This is a genomic window from Pseudomonas putida, assembly GCF_050990305.1.
Classification (GTDB): Bacteria; Pseudomonadota; Gammaproteobacteria; order Pseudomonadales; family Pseudomonadaceae; genus Aquipseudomonas; species Aquipseudomonas putida_AH.
This window is the reverse complement of record NZ_CP158817.1, coordinates 58,054-77,173: the sequence shown is the minus strand read 5'-3', so window position 1 is coordinate 77,173 and position 19,120 is coordinate 58,054. Positions and strand designations below refer to the sequence as shown.

The 19,120-nt window shown below is 60.1% G+C and carries 20 protein-coding genes and 1 pseudogene; 11 read left to right on the top strand and 10 right to left on the bottom strand.

The features are described 5' to 3' along the window. Window positions 1–28: 28 nt before the first annotated feature. The 3 genes from ctaD (at window position 29) to ABTV22_RS00360 (ending at window position 3,251) form a co-directional block, all read left to right on the top strand. Window positions 29–1,621: a cytochrome c oxidase subunit I gene (ctaD, locus tag ABTV22_RS00370; protein ID WP_433738023.1), complete on the top strand. Its 1,593-nt coding sequence runs from the start codon at window positions 29–31 to the stop codon at window positions 1,619–1,621. A gap of 165 nt (window positions 1,622–1,786) precedes the next feature. After that, the gene (locus tag ABTV22_RS00365) at window positions 1,787–2,338 is read left to right on the top strand and encodes a cytochrome c oxidase assembly protein (protein WP_433738022.1); all 552 of its coding nucleotides are present in this window, start codon (window positions 1,787–1,789) and stop codon (window positions 2,336–2,338) included. A 25-nt stretch (window positions 2,339–2,363) separates the two neighbouring features. After that, window positions 2,364–3,251: a cytochrome c oxidase subunit 3 gene (locus ABTV22_RS00360; RefSeq protein ID WP_433738021.1), complete on the top strand. Its 888-nt coding sequence runs from the start codon at window positions 2,364–2,366 to the stop codon at window positions 3,249–3,251. Between the two features lie 96 nt (window positions 3,252–3,347). On the opposite strand, the gene ABTV22_RS00355 is transcribed toward ABTV22_RS00360, so the two are convergent. Next, window positions 3,348–3,551: a twin transmembrane helix small protein gene (locus ABTV22_RS00355; protein ID WP_110965572.1), complete on the bottom strand. Its 204-nt coding sequence runs from the start codon at window positions 3,549–3,551 to the stop codon at window positions 3,348–3,350. Window positions 3,552–3,622: 71 nt separating this feature from the next. On the opposite strand from ABTV22_RS00355, the gene ABTV22_RS00350 reads away from it, so the two are divergent. From ABTV22_RS00350 to ABTV22_RS00330, 5 genes are read left to right on the top strand one after another with little or no spacing between them, the layout of a single operon-like run. Then, window positions 3,623–4,363 carry an SURF1 family protein gene (locus ABTV22_RS00350; protein ID WP_433738019.1) on the top strand — a complete coding sequence of 247 codons (741 nt, stop codon included), beginning with the start codon at window positions 3,623–3,625 and terminating at the stop codon, window positions 4,361–4,363. Beyond that, complete coding sequence (locus tag ABTV22_RS00345; RefSeq protein WP_433738018.1) at window positions 4,329–4,937, top strand: hypothetical protein; 609 nt, start codon at window positions 4,329–4,331, stop codon at window positions 4,935–4,937. Before ABTV22_RS00350 ends, ABTV22_RS00345 begins: the two co-directional genes overlap by 35 nt. A 10-nt stretch (window positions 4,938–4,947) precedes the next feature. Next, window positions 4,948–6,021 (top strand): COX15/CtaA family protein, encoded by a 1,074-nt coding sequence (locus ABTV22_RS00340; protein ID WP_433738017.1) that lies wholly within the window; start codon window positions 4,948–4,950, stop codon window positions 6,019–6,021. Then, the gene (gene cyoE, locus ABTV22_RS00335; protein ID WP_433738016.1) at window positions 6,009–6,908 is read left to right on the top strand and encodes a heme o synthase; all 900 of its coding nucleotides are present in this window, start codon (window positions 6,009–6,011) and stop codon (window positions 6,906–6,908) included. Before ABTV22_RS00340 ends, cyoE begins: the two co-directional genes overlap by 13 nt. After that, on the top strand, window positions 6,905–7,540 hold the full coding sequence (locus tag ABTV22_RS00330) for an SCO family protein (RefSeq protein ID WP_433738014.1): 636 nt from the start codon (window positions 6,905–6,907) through the stop codon (window positions 7,538–7,540). The genes cyoE and ABTV22_RS00330 overlap by 4 nt, the downstream gene beginning before the upstream one ends. 147 nt (window positions 7,541–7,687) lie before the next feature. Here the strand turns inward: ABTV22_RS00330 and ABTV22_RS00325 are convergent, their stop codons facing one another. From ABTV22_RS00325 to ABTV22_RS00315, 3 genes are all read right to left on the bottom strand, one after another. After that, window positions 7,688–8,458, bottom strand: coding sequence for a MetQ/NlpA family ABC transporter substrate-binding protein (locus ABTV22_RS00325; RefSeq protein WP_433738013.1), 771 nt, complete (start codon window positions 8,456–8,458; stop codon window positions 7,688–7,690). A 61-nt stretch (window positions 8,459–8,519) separates the two neighbouring features. Beyond that, the gene (locus ABTV22_RS00320; RefSeq protein ID WP_433738012.1) at window positions 8,520–9,194 is read right to left on the bottom strand and encodes a methionine ABC transporter permease; all 675 of its coding nucleotides are present in this window, start codon (window positions 9,192–9,194) and stop codon (window positions 8,520–8,522) included. Next, window positions 9,194–10,201: a methionine ABC transporter ATP-binding protein gene (locus ABTV22_RS00315; RefSeq protein ID WP_433738011.1), complete on the bottom strand. Its 1,008-nt coding sequence runs from the start codon at window positions 10,199–10,201 to the stop codon at window positions 9,194–9,196. The genes ABTV22_RS00320 and ABTV22_RS00315 overlap by 1 nt, the downstream gene beginning before the upstream one ends. A gap of 242 nt (window positions 10,202–10,443) precedes the next feature. Between ABTV22_RS00315 and ABTV22_RS00310 the strand changes: the two are divergent. After that, a pseudogene (locus ABTV22_RS00310) lies at window positions 10,444–10,664 on the top strand (catalase); the annotation flags it as partial. A gap of 235 nt (window positions 10,665–10,899) precedes the next feature. Here ABTV22_RS00310 and ABTV22_RS00305 read toward each other — a convergent pair. Genes ABTV22_RS00305 through zur form a run of 4 tightly spaced genes read right to left on the bottom strand, consistent with a single transcriptional unit; the run spans window position 10,900 to window position 13,705 of the window. Next, entirely contained in the window at window positions 10,900–11,619 is a 720-nt protein-coding gene (locus ABTV22_RS00305) for a PA5502 family lipoprotein (RefSeq protein ID WP_433738009.1), read from the bottom strand. Between the two features lie 37 nt (window positions 11,620–11,656). Beyond that, a complete protein-coding gene (gene znuB / locus ABTV22_RS00300) occupies window positions 11,657–12,445 on the bottom strand; it encodes a zinc ABC transporter permease subunit ZnuB (RefSeq protein WP_095194472.1) in 789 nt (262 codons plus the stop codon). After that, on the bottom strand, window positions 12,438–13,223 hold the full coding sequence (gene znuC / locus ABTV22_RS00295; RefSeq protein ID WP_433738008.1) for a zinc ABC transporter ATP-binding protein ZnuC: 786 nt from the start codon (window positions 13,221–13,223) through the stop codon (window positions 12,438–12,440). The genes znuB and znuC overlap by 8 nt, the downstream gene beginning before the upstream one ends. Further along, the gene (zur, locus tag ABTV22_RS00290; protein ID WP_433738006.1) at window positions 13,223–13,705 is read right to left on the bottom strand and encodes a zinc uptake transcriptional repressor Zur; all 483 of its coding nucleotides are present in this window, start codon (window positions 13,703–13,705) and stop codon (window positions 13,223–13,225) included. Before zur ends, znuC begins: the two co-directional genes overlap by 1 nt. 66 nt (window positions 13,706–13,771) lie before the next feature. Between zur and ABTV22_RS00285 the strand changes: the two genes are divergently transcribed. Further along, a complete protein-coding gene (locus tag ABTV22_RS00285) occupies window positions 13,772–14,692 on the top strand; it encodes a zinc ABC transporter substrate-binding protein (protein WP_433738004.1) in 921 nt (306 codons plus the stop codon). Between the two features lie 88 nt (window positions 14,693–14,780). Here the strand turns inward: ABTV22_RS00285 and ABTV22_RS00280 are convergent, their stop codons facing one another. Then, entirely contained in the window at window positions 14,781–15,734 is a 954-nt protein-coding gene (locus tag ABTV22_RS00280) for a homoserine kinase (protein WP_433738002.1), read from the bottom strand. A 57-nt stretch (window positions 15,735–15,791) separates the two neighbouring features. Further along, the gene (locus tag ABTV22_RS00275; protein ID WP_433738001.1) at window positions 15,792–16,082 is read right to left on the bottom strand and encodes a DUF2782 domain-containing protein; all 291 of its coding nucleotides are present in this window, start codon (window positions 16,080–16,082) and stop codon (window positions 15,792–15,794) included. Between the two features lie 74 nt (window positions 16,083–16,156). On the opposite strand from ABTV22_RS00275, the gene polA reads away from it, so the two are divergent. After that, window positions 16,157–18,961, top strand: coding sequence for a DNA polymerase I (polA, locus tag ABTV22_RS00270; RefSeq protein ID WP_433738000.1), 2,805 nt, complete (start codon window positions 16,157–16,159; stop codon window positions 18,959–18,961). Window positions 18,962–19,120 lie beyond the last annotated feature (159 nt).

Here is a 19,120-nt window from a genome sequence, read left to right as displayed (position 1 = left end):
CAGCCCCTCTGTTTGCAGGAGACATGAAATGACTGTTGTCATCGATGACCCTGTCCATACGCACACCGAGCATGCCCACGGCCCCGCCAAAGGCCTGATGCGCTGGGTGCTGACCACCAACCACAAGGATATCGGCACGCTGTACCTGTGGTTTGCGTTTTCCATGTTCCTGCTCGGCGGCTCATTCGCGATGGTGATTCGCGCCGAGTTGTTCCAGCCGGGGCTGCAAATCGTCCAGCCGGAATTCTTCAACCAGATGACCACCATGCATGGACTGGTGATGGTCTTCGGTGCGGTGATGCCGGCCTTCGTCGGCCTCGCCAACTGGATGGTCCCGCTGATGATCGGCGCGCCGGACATGGCGTTGCCGCGCATGAACAACTTCAGCTTCTGGCTGCTGCCAGCGGCGTTCCTGCTGTTGGTGTCGACGCTGTTCATGCCCGGCGGCGGGCCGAACTTTGGCTGGACGTTCTATGCGCCTCTGTCGACGACCTACGCTCCGGAAAGCGTGACCTTCTTCATCTTCGCCATCCACTTGATGGGGATCAGCTCGATCATGGGCGCAATCAACGTGATCGCGACCATCCTCAACCTGCGCGCCCCCGGCATGACGCTGATGAAAATGCCGCTGTTCGTCTGGACCTGGTTGATCACCGCGTTCCTGCTGATCGCGGTGATGCCGGTACTGGCCGGTTGCGTGACGATGATGCTGATGGACATCCACTTCGGCACCAGCTTCTTCAGTGCCGCCGGTGGCGGTGATCCGGTGTTGTTCCAGCATGTGTTCTGGTTCTTCGGTCACCCGGAGGTGTACATCATGATCCTGCCGGCCTTTGGTGCCGTCAGTTCGATCATTCCGGCGTTTTCGCGCAAACCGCTGTTTGGCTACACCTCGATGGTCTATGCCACGGCGAGTATCGCGTTCCTGTCGTTCATCGTCTGGGCGCACCATATGTTCGTGGTGGGGATTCCGCTGGTGGGCGAGCTGTTCTTCATGTACGCCACGCTGCTGATCGCGGTGCCCACCGGGGTCAAGGTGTTCAACTGGGCCAGCACCATGTGGCAGGGCTCGTTGACCTTTGAAACACCGATGCTGTTTGCAGTGGCGTTCGTCATCCTGTTCTCCATCGGCGGGTTCTCCGGGCTGATGCTGGCCATTGCCCCGGCGGACTTCCAATACCAGGACACCTACTTCGTCGTCGCGCATTTCCATTACGTGTTGGTACCGGGGGCGATCTTCGGGATCTTTGCCTCGGCCTATTTCTGGCTGCCGAAGTGGACCGGCCACATGTACGACGAAACCCTCGGCAAGCTGCACTTCTGGCTGTCGTTCATTGGGATGAACATGGCCTTCTTCCCCATGCATTTCGTGGGGCTGGCGGGCATGCCACGGCGGATTCCGGACTACAACCTGCAGTTCGCCGACTTCAACATGGTGTCGTCGATCGGCGCCTTCATGTTTGGCGCAACGCAGCTCTTCTTCCTGTTCATCGTGATCAAGACCATCCGCGGCGGCCCGCCAGCACCGGCCAAACCGTGGGATGGGGCCGAGGGCCTGGAGTGGAGCATTCCATCACCGGCGCCGTACCACACCTTCACCACGCCGCCGGAAGTGAAATGAACACCCAGCCTTTTGTGGGAGCACGCTCTTGTGGCGAGGGAGCTTGCTCCCGCTCGGCTGCGAAGCAGACGCAAAGCTTTTGGGGTCGCTTCGCGACCCAGCGGGAGCAAGCTCCCTCGCCACAAAAACTCGCTCCTACAGGGTTTGGCGTAGAGACTAAAAATCATGGCTGACTCAATTTCGATGAAGAAATTGGTCACCCGTCTGTTACTGGTGGTGGTGGCGATGTTTGTTTTCGGGTTTGCCCTTGTGCCGATCTACGACGTGATGTGCAAGGCGTTCGGTATCAACGGCAAGACCGCTGGACAGTACGAAGGCGAGCAAACGGTCGACACTTCGCGGCAGGTTCGCGTGCAGTTTCTGACGACCAATTCCGTCGACATGCCCTGGGATTTCTATCCCAAGAGCGATGAATTGACGGCCAACCCGGGGGCGGTGAGCGAGATGATATTCATTGCGCACAACCCCACCGACCGCCCGATGAGCGCCCAGGCCGTACCGAGCATTGCGCCCAGCACCGCGGCGGCCTATTTCCACAAGACCGAGTGTTTTTGCTTTACCCAGCAAGTGCTGCAGCCCGGTGAACGAATAGAAATGCCGGTGCGTTTCATCGTTGACCGTGACATGCCCAAGGATGTGAAGCACCTGACGCTGTCCTACACGCTGTTCGATATCACCGCCCGACATCCACCGGTAGCTGTAAACACTGGCGGTTGAGCGTGCCCGATAAGGAGAACAATAAATGGCAACTCATGAGCACTATTACGTACCGGCCCAGAGCAAATGGCCGATCATCGCCACGGTCGGGATGTTCGTCACCGTGTTTGGCCTGGGCACCTGGTTCAACGACCTGAAGGCCGCCCGGCCGGAATCCCACGGCCCGCTGATATTTTTTGTCGGCGGCCTGCTGCTGGCCTACATGCTGTTCGGTTGGTTCGGTGCGGTGATCAAGGAAAGCCGCAGCGGGTTGTATAGCCCGCAGATGGATCGCTCGTTCCGCTGGGGCATGAGCTGGTTCATTTTCTCAGAGGTCATGTTCTTCATCGCCTTCTTCGGCGCGCTGTTTTATGTGCGCCACATTTCAGGCCCGGCGCTGGGTGGTGAAGGCACCAAAGGCATCGCACACATGCTATGGCCTGGCTTCCAGTGGACCTGGCCGCTGCTGAACAACCCGGACTCCAAGCTCTTTGTGCCTCCGAAGGAAGTCATCAGTCCCTGGGGCTTGCCGCTACTCAATACCGTGTTGCTGGTGAGTTCCAGCGTCACGATCACCATCGCCCACCACGCCTTGAAAAAGGGTCATCGCGGCGCACTGAAAATCTGGCTGGCGATCACCGTATTGCTGGGCTGCGCGTTCCTCAGTTTTCAGGCCGAAGAATACATCCACGCCTACCACGAACTGGGTCTGACCCTCGGCTCCGGGATCTACGGCGCGACGTTCTTCATGCTCACTGGGTTCCACGGCGCTCACGTGACCATCGGCACCATCATTTTGTTTGTGATGCTGATGCGCATCCTGCGTGGCCACTTTGACAACGAGCATCAGTTCGGCTTCGAAGCCGCTAGCTGGTACTGGCACTTCGTGGACGTGGTGTGGATCGGGCTGTTCGTTTTCGTTTATGTGCTGTAGGAGCGAGCATGCTCGCGATGGTCGTTAACGATAACGCGGATTATCTGAATTAACGCGTTGTCATGAAGTTTTTCGCGAGCATGCTCGCTCCTACAGTTACCAAGGGGCGTGAGACACAAGCTGGCCGCTGAAGAAACCCCAGGCAATCAAGCCCACGGTTACGGCGGCCAGGGCAACACGGACACTCAAGGCAATGACGAGGCGGTTTGAACGGCTGTCGTCCTTGACCAAAAAAAACAGGCCGCTGAACAGGCTGACAACCGTGGCAATCAGCATCAGGACGATAGCTGCTTTGAGCATGGTGGAACTCCGGGGGGACAAGCGATGCACTTGAGTATAGCTATCGCACTGACCGACTTTCTGGCGACGCCATGAAGCGCTTCCGGCCGGGCATTGTGCCGACACTGGCAGTAGCACTCCTGCTGCCGCTACTGGTGTCGCTCGGGTTCTGGCAATTGAGCCGGGGCGCGGAGAAAAGCGCGCTGCTGCAAACCTACACCGAACGCCGGGCTGCCGAACCAATGGCCAGCACTGCGCTGCAACACACCACCGATCCGGCCTTTCGCCGGGTTCGCCTGCATGGCCAGTTCGATGCCGCCCACAGCCTGCTACTGGACAATCGTCAGCGTGGTGGCAGGGTCGGCGTCGAGTTACTGCAACCGTTTCAGGACCAGGCCACCGGGCTGTGGCTGCTGGTCAACCGTGGCTGGCTGCCGTGGCCAGACCGGCGCACACCACCGCAATTCACTACGCCCGCTGACGTGTTGAGCGTCGACGCCTGGGTCTACGTGTCTCCCGGTGCGACCTTCCAACTCCACGCAGACCCCAGCACCAGCACCTGGCCAAAACTGCTGACAGCCATTGACCCGAACGCACTCTGGAACATCCTGGGGCGCGAAGGCTTTGCCTACGAGTTACGCGCAGAAACCGGACCGGCGACCTACCAGGCCGATTGGCCAATCGTGGCCATGGGCCCGGAAAAACACATCGCTTATGCCGTGCAGTGGTTCGCCATGGCGATCGCTCTGCTCGGCCTTTATCTCTACCTCGGCTGGCACAACACAAAGGAGAAACACCATGGGAGCGGCCATGAATCCACCCAGCATGTCTGAGACAAAAACGCCGCCAAGCCGCCGCAAGGGACGCTTGCAACTGCTCCTGATCCTGCTCGGAGTGGTCGGGCCGATGATCCTCGCCACCGGCATGTACAAATTGCAGTTCTGGGTGCCGGAAGGCCGCAGTTATCACGGTGAACTCATCGGCAACGGCCAGACCCGCGCCGACATCGGCGTACAGGCCGATGAACAGCGCTGGCAGTTATTGGTGACCGCGCCCAAGGCCTGTGCCGTGGACTGTCAGCAACTGGTGTACCTGGCGCGGCAGATTCAGATCGGCCTGGGCCGTGATGCCGGGCGCGCCAGACATGCCATCGCCGCGGCACAGCCGCTGAGCAGTGATTACGACGCCAAACTGACCCGGGAGTATCCTCAACTACAGCGCTACCCACTGGACCTGGCCACCTTCAACAAAGCGACCGTCAACAAGGCCGCCGGCGACAAGGCTGTGCCGCAACTGTGGATCATCGACCCCCACGGCAATCTGGTGCTGCGCTACGACCCTTCGGTCAAAGGCAAGGACCTGCTCAACGACCTGCGTCATCTGCTGAAACTGTCGAACATCGGATAAGGGCATCGTCATGGCCAAACCTGGATTTCGCCTCGCGCTGTTTGCCACCCTGCTGGCGTTGATTGTGGTGTTGCTCGGCGCCTACACCCGCCTGACCCACGCCGGCCTGGGCTGTCCGGACTGGCCCGGTTGCTACGGCTTTATCAGCGTGCCGAAAAGCGAAGCCCAACTGGCCCATGCCGAATTGCATTTCCCGGACGCCCCGGTCGAAGCCCACAAAAGCTGGAACGAGATGATCCATCGCTACTTCGCCGGCACCCTCGGCTTGCTGATATCGGTGCTGGCAGGTCGTGCCTGGGTTCATCGCCGGCATCCGGGGCAACCGGTGAAGCTGCCGTTGTTCCTGCTGGGGGTGGTGTTCGCCCAGGCCGCTTTCGGCATGTGGACGGTGACGCTCAAACTCTGGCCGCAAGTGGTGACCGGGCATTTGCTCGGTGGATTCGCCACCTTGAGCCTGTTGTTTTTACTGACCTTGCGCCTGTCCGGCGTTCTGCCGGCACTGACGGTGCCACGTCGCTTGCAGCGCTGGGCAACGGCCGGGCTGTTGGTTGTGATCTTGCAGATCGCCCTCGGCGGATGGGTCAGCTCTAACTATGCCGCCGTGGCCTGCATCGACTTCCCCACCTGCCACGGTCAATGGTTGCCAGCCACTGATTTCGCCAACGGCTTTCACCTGACCCAGCACATCGGCCCTAACTATCTGGGCGGGCAACTGGACAGCGATGCTCGCACGGCCATTCACCTGACTCACCGCATCGGCGCGTTGCTGGTGACGCTGGTGCTGCTCGGGCTCGCCTGGCAATTGAAAGTCGTCGGCATGACGCGGCTCGCCGGGTTGGTACTGGTTGCCCTCGCCGCGCAAATCACCCTGGGTATCAGCAACGTGCTGTTTCATCTGCCGTTGCCGATTGCCGTGGCACACAACGCCGGAGGCGCGGCACTGCTGCTGACGATGGTGCTGGTCAATTATCACGCGCGAACCAGTCTGGTTCGGGTCAAGCAGCCGACACGCTGGCGCTTCACTCCGCGTAAACACTCAGCCGGGCCCATAACAACAAAAGGAGAGACGCCATGGCGATTCTGATTGGCGAGCGTGCAGGCCCGGGGATCTGGCGTGACTACCTGGAGCTGACCAAACCCAAGGTGGTGGTGCTGATGCTCATCACCTCGCTGGTTGGGATGTTCCTCGCGACCCGCGCCGGCGTGCCATGGACCGTGCTGGTGTTCGGCAACCTGGGAATCGCGTTGTGCGCGGGCGGTGCCGCCGCGGTGAACCATGTGGTGGACCGGCGCATCGATGCAGTGATGGCCCGCACTCACAAACGACCATTGGCCGAGGGACGCGTCTCGCCAACGGCGGCACTGACATTCGCGCTGGTGCTGGCGTTGCTCGGACAAGCCTTGTTGCTGGCCTTCACCAATCCACTGACCGCATGGCTGACCCTCGCTTCGCTGCTCGGATATGCGGTGGTCTACACCGGCTTTCTCAAACGTGCGACGCCGCAAAACATTGTGATCGGCGGCCTCGCCGGTGCTGCCCCACCCTTGCTTGGCTGGACGGCCGCCACCGGCCACGTCAGCGCCGAACCCCTGTTGCTGGTGCTGATCATCTTCGCCTGGACCCCGCCGCATTTCTGGGCGCTGGCCATCCACCGCAAAGAGGAATACGCCAAGGCCGACATCCCGATGCTGCCAGTTACCCACGGCGAGCATTACACCAAGGTGCACATCCTGCTGTATACCGGCGCATTGTTGGCCGTCAGCCTGATGCCGTATGTGATCCACATGAGCGGCCTGCTCTACCTGGTTTGCGCCATCGTCCTGGGCGCGAGGTTTCTGCAATGGGCCGTGGTGTTGTACCGTGGCACTCGGCCGCACGCGGCGATCAGCACCTTCAAGTACTCTATTTATTACTTGTTCCTGCTGTTTATCGCCCTGCTCGTAGACCACTACTTGATGTTGAACCTATGACTCGAACCCAGAAAACCGTCTTCATCCTTGTGGCCCTGATTGCACTGGTCCTGGGCCTGACCATCAACAAAGTGCTCTCCGGCAAAGGCCAGGGCGACCCGACAGCGCTGATCGATGCCGGCATCATCCTGCTGCCGCAAAGCCGCAATCTTCCGGATGTGAAGATGACCGATCAGGACGGCAAACCGGTGGCGGTTAACGAGCTCAAGGGCAAATGGTCACTGTTGTTCTTTGGCTACACCTTCTGCCCGGACGTCTGCCCGACCACCCTCGCCCAACTGCGCCAGATTAAAGGCGAGCTGCCGCCGGAGGCTGTGGACAAGTTGCAGATCATCCTGGTCAGCGTCGACCCGAACCGCGATACGCCCAAGCAACTCAAGCAATACCTGGGCTACTTCGATCCGCAGTTCATCGGCCTGACGCCGACATCAACCGAAGAGCTGCAAAAAGTCGCCAACGCTGTGAGTATTCCGTTCATTCCAGCGGACACCAGCAAGCCGAACTACACCGTCGACCACAGCGGTAACCTCGCAGTGATCGGCCCGGACGGGACCCAGCGCGGGTTTATTCGGGCACCGTTGAATAACGCGAAGCTGGTGGCGCAGTTGCCGGTGATGCTTAACCGTAAGTAACCCGCGTCGCTCTCCCGTAGGAGCCGGCTTGCTGGCGATGGCGACTTCTTGGACGCCATCGCCAGCAAGCCGGCTCCTACAGGGGCGGTGTTTCAGGCATAAAAAAGGGGACGCTCATGGCGTCCCCTTTTTCGTTACATCAGCCAATCAGAACGCCGGCACCACCGCGCCTTTGTACTTCTCGATGATGAAGGCCTTCACTTCCGGGCTGTGCAGGGCCGCCACCAGTTTCTTCATCGCTTCGCTGTCCTTGTCGTCAGGACGAGCAACGAGGATGTTCACGTAAGGCGAGTCGCTGCCTTCGATGACCAATGCGTCCTTGGCCGGATCGAGCTTGGCTTCCAGGGCGTAGTTGGTGTTGATCAGCGCCAGGTCGACCTGGGTCAGCACGCGCGGGATGGTCGCGGCTTCCAGTTCACGGAATTTCAGGTCCTTGCTGTTCTCGGTGATGTCTTTCACGGTCGACAGGATGTTGTTCGAATCCTTCAACTTGATCAGGCCAGCCTTGGCCAGCAGCAACAGCGCACGGCCGCCGTTGGTGGCGTCGTTCGGGATCACTACATTGGCGCCGCCAGGCAGTTCGGTCAGCGCTTTGTACTTGCTGGAGTAGGCGCCCAGAGGCTCCAGGTGCACGCCGGCCACCGACACCAGGTTGGTGCCCTTGGCCTTGTTGAACTCATCCAGGTACGGCTGGTGCTGGAAGAAGTTGGCGTCCAGACGTTTTTCCGCAACCTGCACGTTTGGCTGGATGTAGTCCGTGAAGACCTTGACCTTCAGGTCCACGCCTTCCTTGGCCAACGCCGGTTTAACGAACTCGAGGATTTCCGCGTGCGGTACCGGGGTGGCCGCTACTGTCAGGGTGTCGGCATGGGCGGAAAAGGCTGCAACGGCAGCGAACGCAACGAGTAGTTTTTTCATTCAGCTAACTCCATTAGAGGCACCCGTTTTGGCGCCTGCCAGCGAATGGCCGGCTCATGTCTTACTTACGGGAAAAATGCACAACCAATTTGTCGCCCACGGTTTGCAGAACCTGCACCAGCACCAGCAGCAACACCACGGTGACCACCATGACATCGGTCTGGAAACGCTGGTAACCGAAACGGATCGCCAGGTCGCCCAGACCACCGGCGCCTACCACACCAGCCATCGCCGTGTAGGACACCAGTGTAATAGCTGTCACCGTAATCGCCGCGAAGATGCCCGGACGAGCCTCTGGCAACAACGCATTGGTGATGATCTGCCGCGTGGTCGCGCCCATGGCCTGGGTCGCCTCGATGATGCCGCGATCCACTTCACGCAGCGCGGTTTCCACCAGGCGCGCGAAGAATGGCGTGGCGCCCACCACCAGTGGCGGGATCGCACCGGCGACGCCCAGCGAGGTGCCGGTGATCAACACGGTGAACGGAATCATCACGATCAGCAAAATGATGAAGGGCAGCGAACGCAGAATGTTCACCACCAAAGACAACATTGCGTAGACGCCTTTGGCTTCCAGCAACTGGCGCGGGCTGCACAGGAACAGCAACACACCCAGCGGCAGGCCGAGCAACACGGTGAACAGCAGCGAGCCACCGAGCATCAGCATCGTGTCGCCGGTGGCCAGCCAGATTTCGTACCAGTCGATGTTGGAGAAGAAACTCATCAGGGCTTCCATTAGCGCAGCACCTCCATGTGGACGTCCGCTGCGGTGAAGCGGGCGAAGGCCGCTTCCATGTCACCGCCAGTCACGGCCAGGGTCAGTTGCCCGTAAGGGATGTCTTTGATGCGGTCGATACGGCCGGCGAGGATGCTGTAGTCCACCCCGGTTTCACGGGCGACGGTACCCAGCAGCGGCGCGTAGGTCGCTTCGCCCTGGAAGGTCAGACGCACGATACGGCCCGGCACATGGGCGAAGTCGTCACGCTGTTCACTTTCGTCGATCTGCTCGTCTTCCTGTACGAAGCGTTTGGTGGTCGGATGCTTCGGATGCAGGAACACCTCGGCCACCGAACCTTGTTCGACGATCACACCAGCGTCCATGACGCCGACCTGGTCGCAGACCCGGCGGATCACGTCCATTTCATGGGTGATCAGGACGATGGTCAGCTTCAGCTCGCGATTGATCTCGGCCAGCAATTGCAGGACCGACGCCGTGGTCTGCGGGTCCAGGGCACTGGTGGCTTCGTCGCACAACAGGATTTTCGGCTTGGTGGCCAGGGCGCGGGCAATGCCCACACGCTGTTTCTGGCCGCCGGACAACTGCGCCGGGTACTTGTTGGCGTGATCGGACAATCCCACTCGCGCCAGCAACTCGGCAACGCGCTGATCGATCTCCCCACGGGACAGTTCACCGGCCAGCGTCAGCGGCAGCGCGACGTTATCGGCGACGGTCTTGGACGCCAGCAAGTTGAAGTGTTGGAAAATCATTCCGACCTGTTGGCGGAAACGGCGCAAGCCGTTGGCGTCGAGTGCGGTGACTTCCTCGCCGTCGACGATGATCTTGCCGCCACTGGCATTTTCCAGGCGATTGATCAGGCGCAGCAGGGTACTTTTTCCCGCACCGGAATGACCGATCAGGCCAAAGACCTGACCATTCTCAATCGTCAGACTGGTCGGGTGCAGGGCGGGGACTTCCCTACCGTTGACGCGGTAGGTTTTATGGACGTTTTGAAACTCGATCACGTAGCGAACCTTGTGGGGCGCGTTGGAAAAGGATCAGCGGTTAGCCGGGCGCGCATTTTAGCCTGTCCGTATAGAGGTTCTTAGCATTTATTTCGTATTCAACCAGCGATTTGGCAATAACGCGATCAAAGGTCAGATAAAAGGAACGGCTCAAAACGGCGTCATTCACTAATCAGGCCACTCGAAAACAGCCGAGGAGTCATGCCTGATGAGCACCAAGAAGCCTGCCGCGACCCACAGAGCGCTCCGACGCCACAGGCGAAGCTTTACGTACCAATCAGTGAAGGTGGCGGACAACCAGAACGCTTTGATGGCTGGCGCTCGCGGGCCATCGCTGCTGGAAGATTTCATCGTGCGTGAAAAGATCACGCACTTTGACCATGAACGCGTTACCGAGCGCATCGTCCATGCCCGTAGTGTCGGTGCCCACGGTTACTTCCAAAGCTACGAAGATCATAGCCTATAGACCAAGGCCGGGTTCCTGCAGGACCCGAGTATTAAAACCCCCAGTTTTGAGGTGTTTTTGCGGCAATTAGGCAGTATCGGGTTTGAGGCAGGGAGGCGAAGGCCAAAGGAGTTCCGGCCTGAGGTTTTTTTCGATTGTAAGCACGCGTTCACGGGCAAGCCTCGCTCCTACAGCAATGAACATCCGTAGGAGCAATGAACGTCCGTAGGAGCGAGGCTTGCCCGCGAAGCTTTTAAGGTTGCTTGCGAGGACTGATGACCACCTGCGCCGGAACGCCGCGATCAATCTTGCGCTCCAGCTTCAGATCGAACTGCGGATCAAGCTTGTTCACCCGCTTGGTCAACAGATTAGCCAACCAAGGATAATCATCGGTACGCGGCACCTGAAGGCTCACATCACATTGGAAGTTCACCACGTCGGCGGCGATGGCATCCAGTTGACGGCGCATTTTGCCCATATCGGTGATATTCAGCTTCAGCGTGGTGCTTTCAGCCTCCGGGTCAATGACCTTGGCTTTGCGCTTGGCTTCGGCGGACTTGAGGTCTGCCTCGGCTTTGTCCAGCTCGGCTTTGCGGGCTTGCGCGATGGCGCCGTTGACGCCACCGGTCAACGCCGGCGCCTTGGGCATCAAGGCACGGGCTCGCGCCAATGCGGTAGCAGCCGCGTTTACATCCCCTTTTTGCAACACGATCTGGCTGCGCATCAGATAGGCTTCGGCCAACTGTCGCTGGTATTGCTCCAGGGATTGATCGTTGGGCGATTGGGCCTGCAACGCCGCCAATTGATCTTCGGCGGTGGCCAGCTCGCTGCTGGCCAGGCTTTGCTCCAGCTGTGCAATGGCCGTGGCTCGCGCATCCGGGGCCTCGGTGGCTGCCGGTGGCGTGCTTTGGCAAGCGCCCAGCAGCAAAGAAAATGCGGCCAGGAGCAGATAACGGGAGGCGGACAACTTCATTCCTGCGACTCTCTATTCGCGCAAAAAACGAGCAAGTCTACACCCCTCGACGGGGCAGAACAAAACTCAGCAGAAACAGTGCAGCGGCCGTCACGACAATCGACGGACCGGCCGGGGTGTCCTTGAACCAGGACAGCGCCAGCCCACCACACACGGCGAGTATGCCCAGCAGGCTCGCGCCCAGTGCCATCTGTTCCGGCGAGCGGGCATGGCGTTGTGCCGCAGCCGCCGGGATGATCAGCAACGAAGTAATCAGCAACACGCCGACGATTTTCATCGCCACGGCAATCACGACGGCAATCAGCAGCATCAGTGCCATACGCAATCCCGCCACCGGAAGACCTTCGACCCTGGCCAGCTCCTCATGCACGGTGATCGCCAGCAAGGGTCGCCACAGCGTCACCAGCAGTGCCAGCACGGCCGCGCTGCCACCGAGAATCCAGGCCAGATCGGTCGGACTGATCGCCAACAGGTCGCCGAACAGATAAGCCATCAGGTCGATCCGCACTTCGTGCATGAAGCTTAGTACCACCAGGCCCAGAGAGAGGGTGCTCGGTGCGAGAATTCCCAAAAGTGTGTCAGACGCGAGCGGTTGACGCTGTTGCAACGTCACCAGCATCACTGCCAACAACAGACAACCCACGGTGACCGCAACAGTCGGGCTGACATCCAGCAGGAAACCCAACGCCACGCCCAGCAAGGCCGCGTGGGACAGGGTGTCGCCAAAGTAAGCCATGCGCCGCCAGACCACGAAAGAACCCAGCGGACCTGCGACAACCGCCAGAGCCAGACCTGCAAGCAGGGCGTAGAGCAGAAAATCAGCCATGCTTGCAGTTGTCTCCGTGCACATGGTTATGGCCCGACACGGGCGCCTTGACCACCGAACCATGCAAATCGTGGGCGTGGTCGTGGTGGTGGTGATAAATCGCCAGGCTGGGTGCGTTCTTTCCGAACAACTCGACGAAGGCCGGATCGCCGCTGACCTGTTCGGGATGCCCAGAGCAGCAGACGTGACGATTGAGGCACACCACCTGGTCGGTGGTGCTCATCACCAGATGCAGGTCGTGGGAAACCATCAGCACACCGCAGCCGTGCCGGTCACGCAGGCGAGTGATCAGACTGTAGAGTTCGGCCTGGCCGGCCACATCGACGCCTTGAACCGGCTCATCAAGTACCAGCAGCTCTGGTTCGCGCAGCAGCGCCCGGGCCAGCAAGACACGCTGCATTTCGCCGCCGGAGACGCTTTGCACCGGGCTATCGATGACGTGCTCTGCGCCCACTTCTTTGAGTGCGGACAGCGCCATCGCACGGTCCACGCCCGGCACCAGGCGCAAAAAACGCAGCACCGACAGTGGCAGGGTTGGATCGACATGCAGCTTTTGCGGCATGTAGCCGACCCGCAGTTTCGGCTTGCGCCAGACACTGCCGCTGTCGGGCTTCAATAGTCCGAGCACGGCACGCACCAGGGTGGTCTTGCCGGCACCGTTGGGGCCGATCAGGGTGACAATCTGCCCCGGCTCGACACTCAGCTCGATGTTGTCCAGCACAGATTGCCCGGCAAAGGTGACGGCAACCTGTTCGAGACGGATCAGCGCGTTGCTCATCAAGCCCCCTGGCAACCCGAGCAGAGACCGATCACTTCGACCGTCTGGCCTTCGACGACGAATCCGACGTCCTTGGCGCTGGCGATGATCGCGTCACTGATGGATTTCTGTTCCAACTCAATGGCGGCATGGCACTCGCGGCAGATCAGGAACTGCCCCTGGTGCGCGTGCTCCGGATGATTGCAACCGATGAAGGCGTTGAGCGAAGAGATGCGATGCACCAGGCCGTTTTCCAGCAGGAAATCCAGCGCGCGATACACGGTCGGCGGCGCAGCACGACGCCCGTCCTGTTCGCTGAGCACCGCGAGGATGTCGTAGGCACCCAACGGCTTGTGGCTTTGCCACACCAGTTCCAGCACGCGCCGACGCAACGCGGTCAGGCGCAGGCCCTGGCGTTCGCAAAGAGCATCGGCCTCGGACAAAGCGCTGTGCACGCAATGAGAGTGGTCGTGGGGACGGCTGGCAATCGGTGTTATAGACATGAGCGGCGACGAGTTTTGTGAGAGACGTTATTATGTTACCCGTTCTCGCCTCTTCGAGTGGTCATCGTGTCCCGACTTTTTTCAATCTTTGTCGCATTTATCGCAAGTTTTCTGCTGATCGGTCCGGCGCACGCCGAGGTCAAGGTCCTCACCAGCATCAAGCCACTGCAACTGATCGCCGCTGCGGTGCAGGATGGCGTGGCGATTCCCGAAGTCTTGCTGCCGCCAGGCGCTTCCCCGCACAACTACGCCATGCGCCCTTCCGACGTACGCAAGGTGCAATCGGTGGACCTGCTGTACTGGATCGGGCCGGACATGGAGGGTTTCATGCCACGGGTGCTCAATGGTCGTACGCTACCCAGCGTCGCCGTGCAGGACTTGCCCGGTATGAAACTGCGCCGTTTCGCCGAAGACAGTCACTCCCACGCCGAAGAAGCCGACGAACACGACCACGATCACCGTCCGGGCAGCCTGGATGCGCATTTGTGGCTCTCGCCAATCAACGCCCGGGTCATCGCCACGAAAATGGCCGAGGACCTAAGCGCAGCCGACCCGGCCAATGCTGCGCGTTATCAGAGCAACCTCAAGGCATTCGATGAACGCCTGGACGCACTGGATCTGCGCCTGAAGAAGCGCCTGGCCGGTATTGAAGGCAAACCTTATTTCGTATTCCACGAGGCCTTCGACTACTTCGAAGATGCCTATGGCCTCAAGCACACCGGCGTGTTCAGCGTTGCCGCAGAAGTGCAGCCAGGTGCCCAACACGTCGCGGCGATGCGTGCGCGGTTGCAGGAGGTCGGCAAGACTTGCGTGTTCAGCGAGCCTCCACTGCGTCCGCGCCTGGCGGAAACCCTGGTGGCCGGCCTGCCGGTGAAACTGGCGGAACTGGATGCGCTGGGCGGGTACACACCCGCGACCGCTCAGGGGTATGAGCAGGTGCTGGAGAAGTTGGGGAATGATTTGGCGGGGTGCCTGGAGTCGTTGTAACCCCGGAATTTGTGTCGCCTCATTCGCGGGCAAGCCTCGCTCCTACTGGATGAACGACTGTAGGAGCGAGGCTTGCCCGCGAAGCTCTTTAGAGGGCGAAAGGCAACTGCGTATTGACCGTCTGCCGCTGCGCCAACCGCAGCTGAAACTCCATCGGATCGTGAATCAACACATCCTGCCCGGCGAACGATTCCGCCGCGATCAAGCGTGACAACCAGAACCGCACACACGCCACCCGCAGCATGGTCGGCCACAGCTCGGCTTCCGCGGCCGTGAATGGGCGTAGCGCGGCATAAGCCCCCAGCAATGCCCGCGCCCGCGGTCCGTCGATCAAGCCTTCGTCATCGGAACACCAGTCGTTCAAGGCAATCGCCACGTCGTAGAGCATCGGCCCTGAGCAGGCGTTGTAGAAATCGATCAAGCCGGTCAGGTGCGTGCCTTCGAACATCGCGTTATCGCGGAACAGGTCGGCGTGGATGTTGGCTCGCGGCAGCGCCAGAATTTTCTCTTTCTGCTGCGTGATTTCGTCCAGCGCCCGCTCAAGCAGATCTTTCTGCTCAGCGTTCAGGTGCGACAGAAACTGCGTGCCCTCCTCCAGCATCCAGTCCAGGCCACGATCGGTCTTGCGCTTGATCATGTTGTCGGCCTGGGTCGCCAGGTGCAGATGCGCCTGCAACTCACCCACCTGCGCGCAGTGCTGCGCATTGGCTTGCTTGATGTGCTTGCCCGCCAGGCGTGGCTGCAGGAGTGCCGGCTTGCCAGCCAGTTCGCGCAACGCGACGCCGTCGGTGGTGCGCAGAGCGTACGGCACCGGCAGGTCGGCTTCATGCAGGACGTCGAGCAATTCAATGAAGAACGGCATCTCCTGGACCGGGCCACGCTCGACCAGCGTCAGGACAAACTCGCCCTGCTCCAGGCTGATAAAGAAATTGGTGTTTTCACTACCGGCGGCAATCCCCTGGAAATCAAGCAGGCGGCCAAGGCCATAAGGGGCGAGAAAGGTTTCCAGCTCGGGCCGAGCCAGGGGGGTGAACACAGACATGTTTAAGCTGCCAGTACGGGCGCCGCTGTTGAGCCAGCGCCAATTGAAATTAGGAAACTATTTCCACTCAAAGATTTTCCACGCCGGAATCAGCATATCCGGCTGATCCGAGCGGATGAAGTTACCGTCCGAACCATCTGCACGCACCAGGAAGTATGGTTTCCCCACTGAGGGCGTGACCTTGATGGCATAGAGAAAACCGTTTTGACGGTACTCCTGAATCGTTTTGTCGCCTTCCGTGCGAATGGTGACTTCCGGCTCCGGCGATGGCGCATCGTCTGCCGCCATCACGGCCAACGGTGTAATTGCAAACAACCCAGCCAGCAACAGGCGATTTAGTGTGCGCATGATAACCTTGTCCCTTTGTCGTCAACGGTCCCGCTATTCTAGCGCCGGACCCGCCGAAAAGGTTGATCCTGCTCATGAGCCAAGCCCCCCTCGTCCTGGTGGACGGTTCTTCTTACCTGTACCGCGCCTTTTTTGCGCTGCCACCGCTGACCACCTCCAAAGGCCTGCCGACCGGAGCGGTCAAAGGCGTGTTGAACATGCTCAAGAGCCTGCGCAAGCAGTATCCGGACAGCCCGTTCGCCGTGGTGTTCGACGCCAAGGGCGGGACATTTCGCGATGAGATGTACGCCGAATACAAAGCCAACCGTCCAAGCATGCCCGACGACATGCGCGTGCAGATCGAGCCGCTGCACCAGAGCGTGATCGCCCTGGGCTTCCCGCTGCTCTGCGTCGAAGGCGTCGAAGCCGACGACGTGATCGGCACCCTGGCCCGCAGCAGCGCCGCCGCCAACCGTCCGGTGATCATCTCCACTGGCGATAAGGACATGGCGCAACTGGTCGACGGGCACATTACCTTGGTCAATACCATGACCGGTAGCTCGATGGATGTGGAAGGCGTAAAGGAGAAATACGGCGTCGCTCCCGAGCAGATCATCGATTATCTGGCACTCATGGGCGACTCTTCCGACAATATTCCAGGTGTTCCAGGCATCGGCCCTAAAACCGCTTCCGGCCTGCTGGTCGGTGTGAATGGAGGCCTGACCGAGCTTTACGCCCAGCTCGACATCGTCCCAACCCTACCAATCCGTGGCGCCAAGACCCTGCCGGCCAAGCTCGAAGAGCACAAGGACATGGCATTCCTCTCTTATCAACTGGCGACGATCAAGGTTGATGTGCCGCTGGACATTGGCCTCGATGACCTGAAAATGGGCCCGGAAGATCCAGCCAAACTCGCCGAGCTCTACAGCCTGCTTGAATTCAAGAGCTGGTTGAACGATTTGCAACGGGACGCCAAGCGCATCGAGCTGAGCACGGCCGCCGAGCCTGAGCCGGCTGTCGATCTGTTCAGCACTGCCGAAACCGAAGCGCCGGTGGCCACGTCTGAAACCCGTTACGAGACCATCCTCGATCAGGCGCGTTTCGACGTCTGGCTGGAAAAATTGAACAACGCCAAACTGTTCGCCTTCGACACTGAAACCACTGGTATCGACGCGCAACAGGCGCAACTGGTGGGCCTGTCGTTTGCGGTGCAGGCCAACGAAGCGGCCTACATCCCGCTGACGCATTCCTATATAGGCGTTCCGGAGCAGCTGGATCGCGACACCGTCCTGCGCGCCCTCAAGCCGATTCTGGAAGACCCGAACAAACTCAAGGTCGGCCAGCACGCCAAGTTCGACATGAACATCCTGGCCAACTGCGCCATCGGTGGCGACCAGGCCAACGGCATCACCGTGCGCGGTGTCGCTTTCGACACCATGCTTGAGTCCTACGTGCTCAACTCCACGGCCACCCGGCATGACATGGACAGCCTGGCGTTGAAGTATCTGGACCACACCACCGTGAGCTTCCAGGACATCGCCGGCAAAGGCGCGAAGCAGCTGACCTTCGATCAAATCGCCCTTGAGCAGGCCGGCCCTTATGCCGCTGAAGACGCCGACGTGACCTTGCGCCTGCATCAAACGCTGTTCGAAAAGCTGAGCGCTATTCCGAGCCTGGCCAGTGTGCTGACCGACATCGAAATCCCGTTGGTGCCAGTGCTGGCGCGCATCGAGCGCCAGGGTGCATTCGTCGATGCCGCGCTGCTCGGCGTACAAAGCATCGAGCTGGGCGACAAGATGGTGGCGCTGGAGCGTGAAGCCTTCGAGATTGCCGGCGAGGAATTCAACCTCGGCTCGCCCAAGCAACTCGGCGTGATCCTCTACGAAAAACTCGGCCTGCCGGTACTGAAAAAAACCGCCAAGGGCCAGCCGTCCACCGCCGAAGAAGTATTGGCCAAATTGGCCGAGGAAGACTATCGCCTGCCTAAGGTGCTGATGGAATACCGCTCCATGAGCAAGCTTAAAAGCACCTACACCGATCGCCTGCCAGAGCAGATCAACCCGCGCACCGGACGCATCCACACCTCGTATCACCAGGCGGTGGCCTCCACCGGGCGCCTGTCCTCCAGCGACCCGAACCTGCAAAACATCCCGGTACGCACCGCTGAAGGTCGGCGCATCCGCCAAGCTTTCGTGGCTCCGGCCGGCTACAAGCTACTGGCGGCGGACTATTCGCAAATCGAACTGCGGATCATGGCGCACCTGTCCCGTGACGAAGGCCTGATGAATGCGTTCCGGCACAATCTGGACGTGCACAGCGCCACGGCCGCCGAGGTGTTCAAGGTCGAACTGGCCGACGTGACCTCCGATCAGCGTCGCAGCGCCAAGGCGATCAACTTCGGCCTGATCTACGGCATGGGCGCGCAGAAGCTCGGCAAAGACATCGGCGTCGATACCAAGACTGCCAAGGCGTACATCGACACCTATTTCGCCCGTTATCCCGGCGTGCGCGAATACATGGAGCGCACCCGTGCGCAGGCGGCGGATCAGGGTTATGTAGAGACCTTCTTTGGCCGCCGGTTGTATCTGCCAGAGATCAACTCCAACAAGCCGCAAGAGCGCGCCGCCGCCGAACGCACGGCGATCAACGCGCCGATGCAAGGCACCGCGGCCGATATCATCAAGAAGGCCATGGTCGCCGTGGATAACTGGCTGATGTCGTCCGGACTCGACGCCAAAGTCATCCTGCAGGTGCACGATGAATTGGTGCTTGAGGTGCGTGAAGACCTGGTCGATCAGGTCCGCGATGAAATTCGTGTGCACATGAGCGGCGCGGCGAGTCTGGATGTTCCGCTGCTGGTCGAAGTCGGTGTGGGCAACAACTGGGACGAGGCTCACTGAGCCCGGTTTTATGGGTTTCTGCTGCGGCATGGTGCCGCGGCAGAAAGGGGCGAAGAGCGCTTAGTCCGGAAAGTGCTTGGGGTTATTCCAAACGCGATTGAAAAAAATCTGAACTAATTCACGATTCCACTACTCAGAGATACTGAATGGCTGGTGAAG

What these genes read in the sequence shown, in the direction of transcription:
- ABTV22_RS00320 (WP_433738012.1), bottom strand. Translation starts at nt 9,194, where the DNA reads ATGGAAGCCCTGATGAGTTTCTTCTCCAACATCGACTGGTACGAAATC.
- ABTV22_RS00350 (WP_433738019.1), top strand. Translation starts at nt 3,623, where the DNA reads ATGAAGCGCTTCCGGCCGGGCATTGTGCCGACACTGGCAGTAGCACTC.
- polA (WP_433738000.1), top strand. Translation starts at nt 16,157, where the DNA reads ATGAGCCAAGCCCCCCTCGTCCTGGTGGACGGTTCTTCTTACCTGTAC.
- znuC (WP_433738008.1), bottom strand. Translation starts at nt 13,223, where the DNA reads ATGAGCAACGCGCTGATCCGTCTCGAACAGGTTGCCGTCACCTTTGCC.
- ctaD (WP_433738023.1), top strand. Translation starts at nt 29, where the DNA reads ATGACTGTTGTCATCGATGACCCTGTCCATACGCACACCGAGCATGCC.
- ABTV22_RS00345 (WP_433738018.1), top strand. Translation starts at nt 4,329, where the DNA reads ATGGGAGCGGCCATGAATCCACCCAGCATGTCTGAGACAAAAACGCCG.
- cyoE (WP_433738016.1), top strand. Translation starts at nt 6,009, where the DNA reads ATGGCGATTCTGATTGGCGAGCGTGCAGGCCCGGGGATCTGGCGTGAC.
- ABTV22_RS00365 (WP_433738022.1), top strand. Translation starts at nt 1,787, where the DNA reads ATGGCTGACTCAATTTCGATGAAGAAATTGGTCACCCGTCTGTTACTG.
- zur (WP_433738006.1), bottom strand. Translation starts at nt 13,705, where the DNA reads ATGTCTATAACACCGATTGCCAGCCGTCCCCACGACCACTCTCATTGC.
- ABTV22_RS00280 (WP_433738002.1), bottom strand. Translation starts at nt 15,734, where the DNA reads ATGTCTGTGTTCACCCCCCTGGCTCGGCCCGAGCTGGAAACCTTTCTC.
- znuB (WP_095194472.1), bottom strand. Translation starts at nt 12,445, where the DNA reads ATGGCTGATTTTCTGCTCTACGCCCTGCTTGCAGGTCTGGCTCTGGCG.
- ABTV22_RS00275 (WP_433738001.1), bottom strand. Translation starts at nt 16,082, where the DNA reads ATGCGCACACTAAATCGCCTGTTGCTGGCTGGGTTGTTTGCAATTACA.
- ABTV22_RS00360 (WP_433738021.1), top strand. Translation starts at nt 2,364, where the DNA reads ATGGCAACTCATGAGCACTATTACGTACCGGCCCAGAGCAAATGGCCG.
- ABTV22_RS00355 (WP_110965572.1), bottom strand. Translation starts at nt 3,551, where the DNA reads ATGCTCAAAGCAGCTATCGTCCTGATGCTGATTGCCACGGTTGTCAGC.
- ABTV22_RS00340 (WP_433738017.1), top strand. Translation starts at nt 4,948, where the DNA reads ATGGCCAAACCTGGATTTCGCCTCGCGCTGTTTGCCACCCTGCTGGCG.
- ABTV22_RS00325 (WP_433738013.1), bottom strand. Translation starts at nt 8,458, where the DNA reads ATGAAAAAACTACTCGTTGCGTTCGCTGCCGTTGCAGCCTTTTCCGCC.
- ABTV22_RS00305 (WP_433738009.1), bottom strand. Translation starts at nt 11,619, where the DNA reads ATGAAGTTGTCCGCCTCCCGTTATCTGCTCCTGGCCGCATTTTCTTTG.
- ABTV22_RS00330 (WP_433738014.1), top strand. Translation starts at nt 6,905, where the DNA reads ATGACTCGAACCCAGAAAACCGTCTTCATCCTTGTGGCCCTGATTGCA.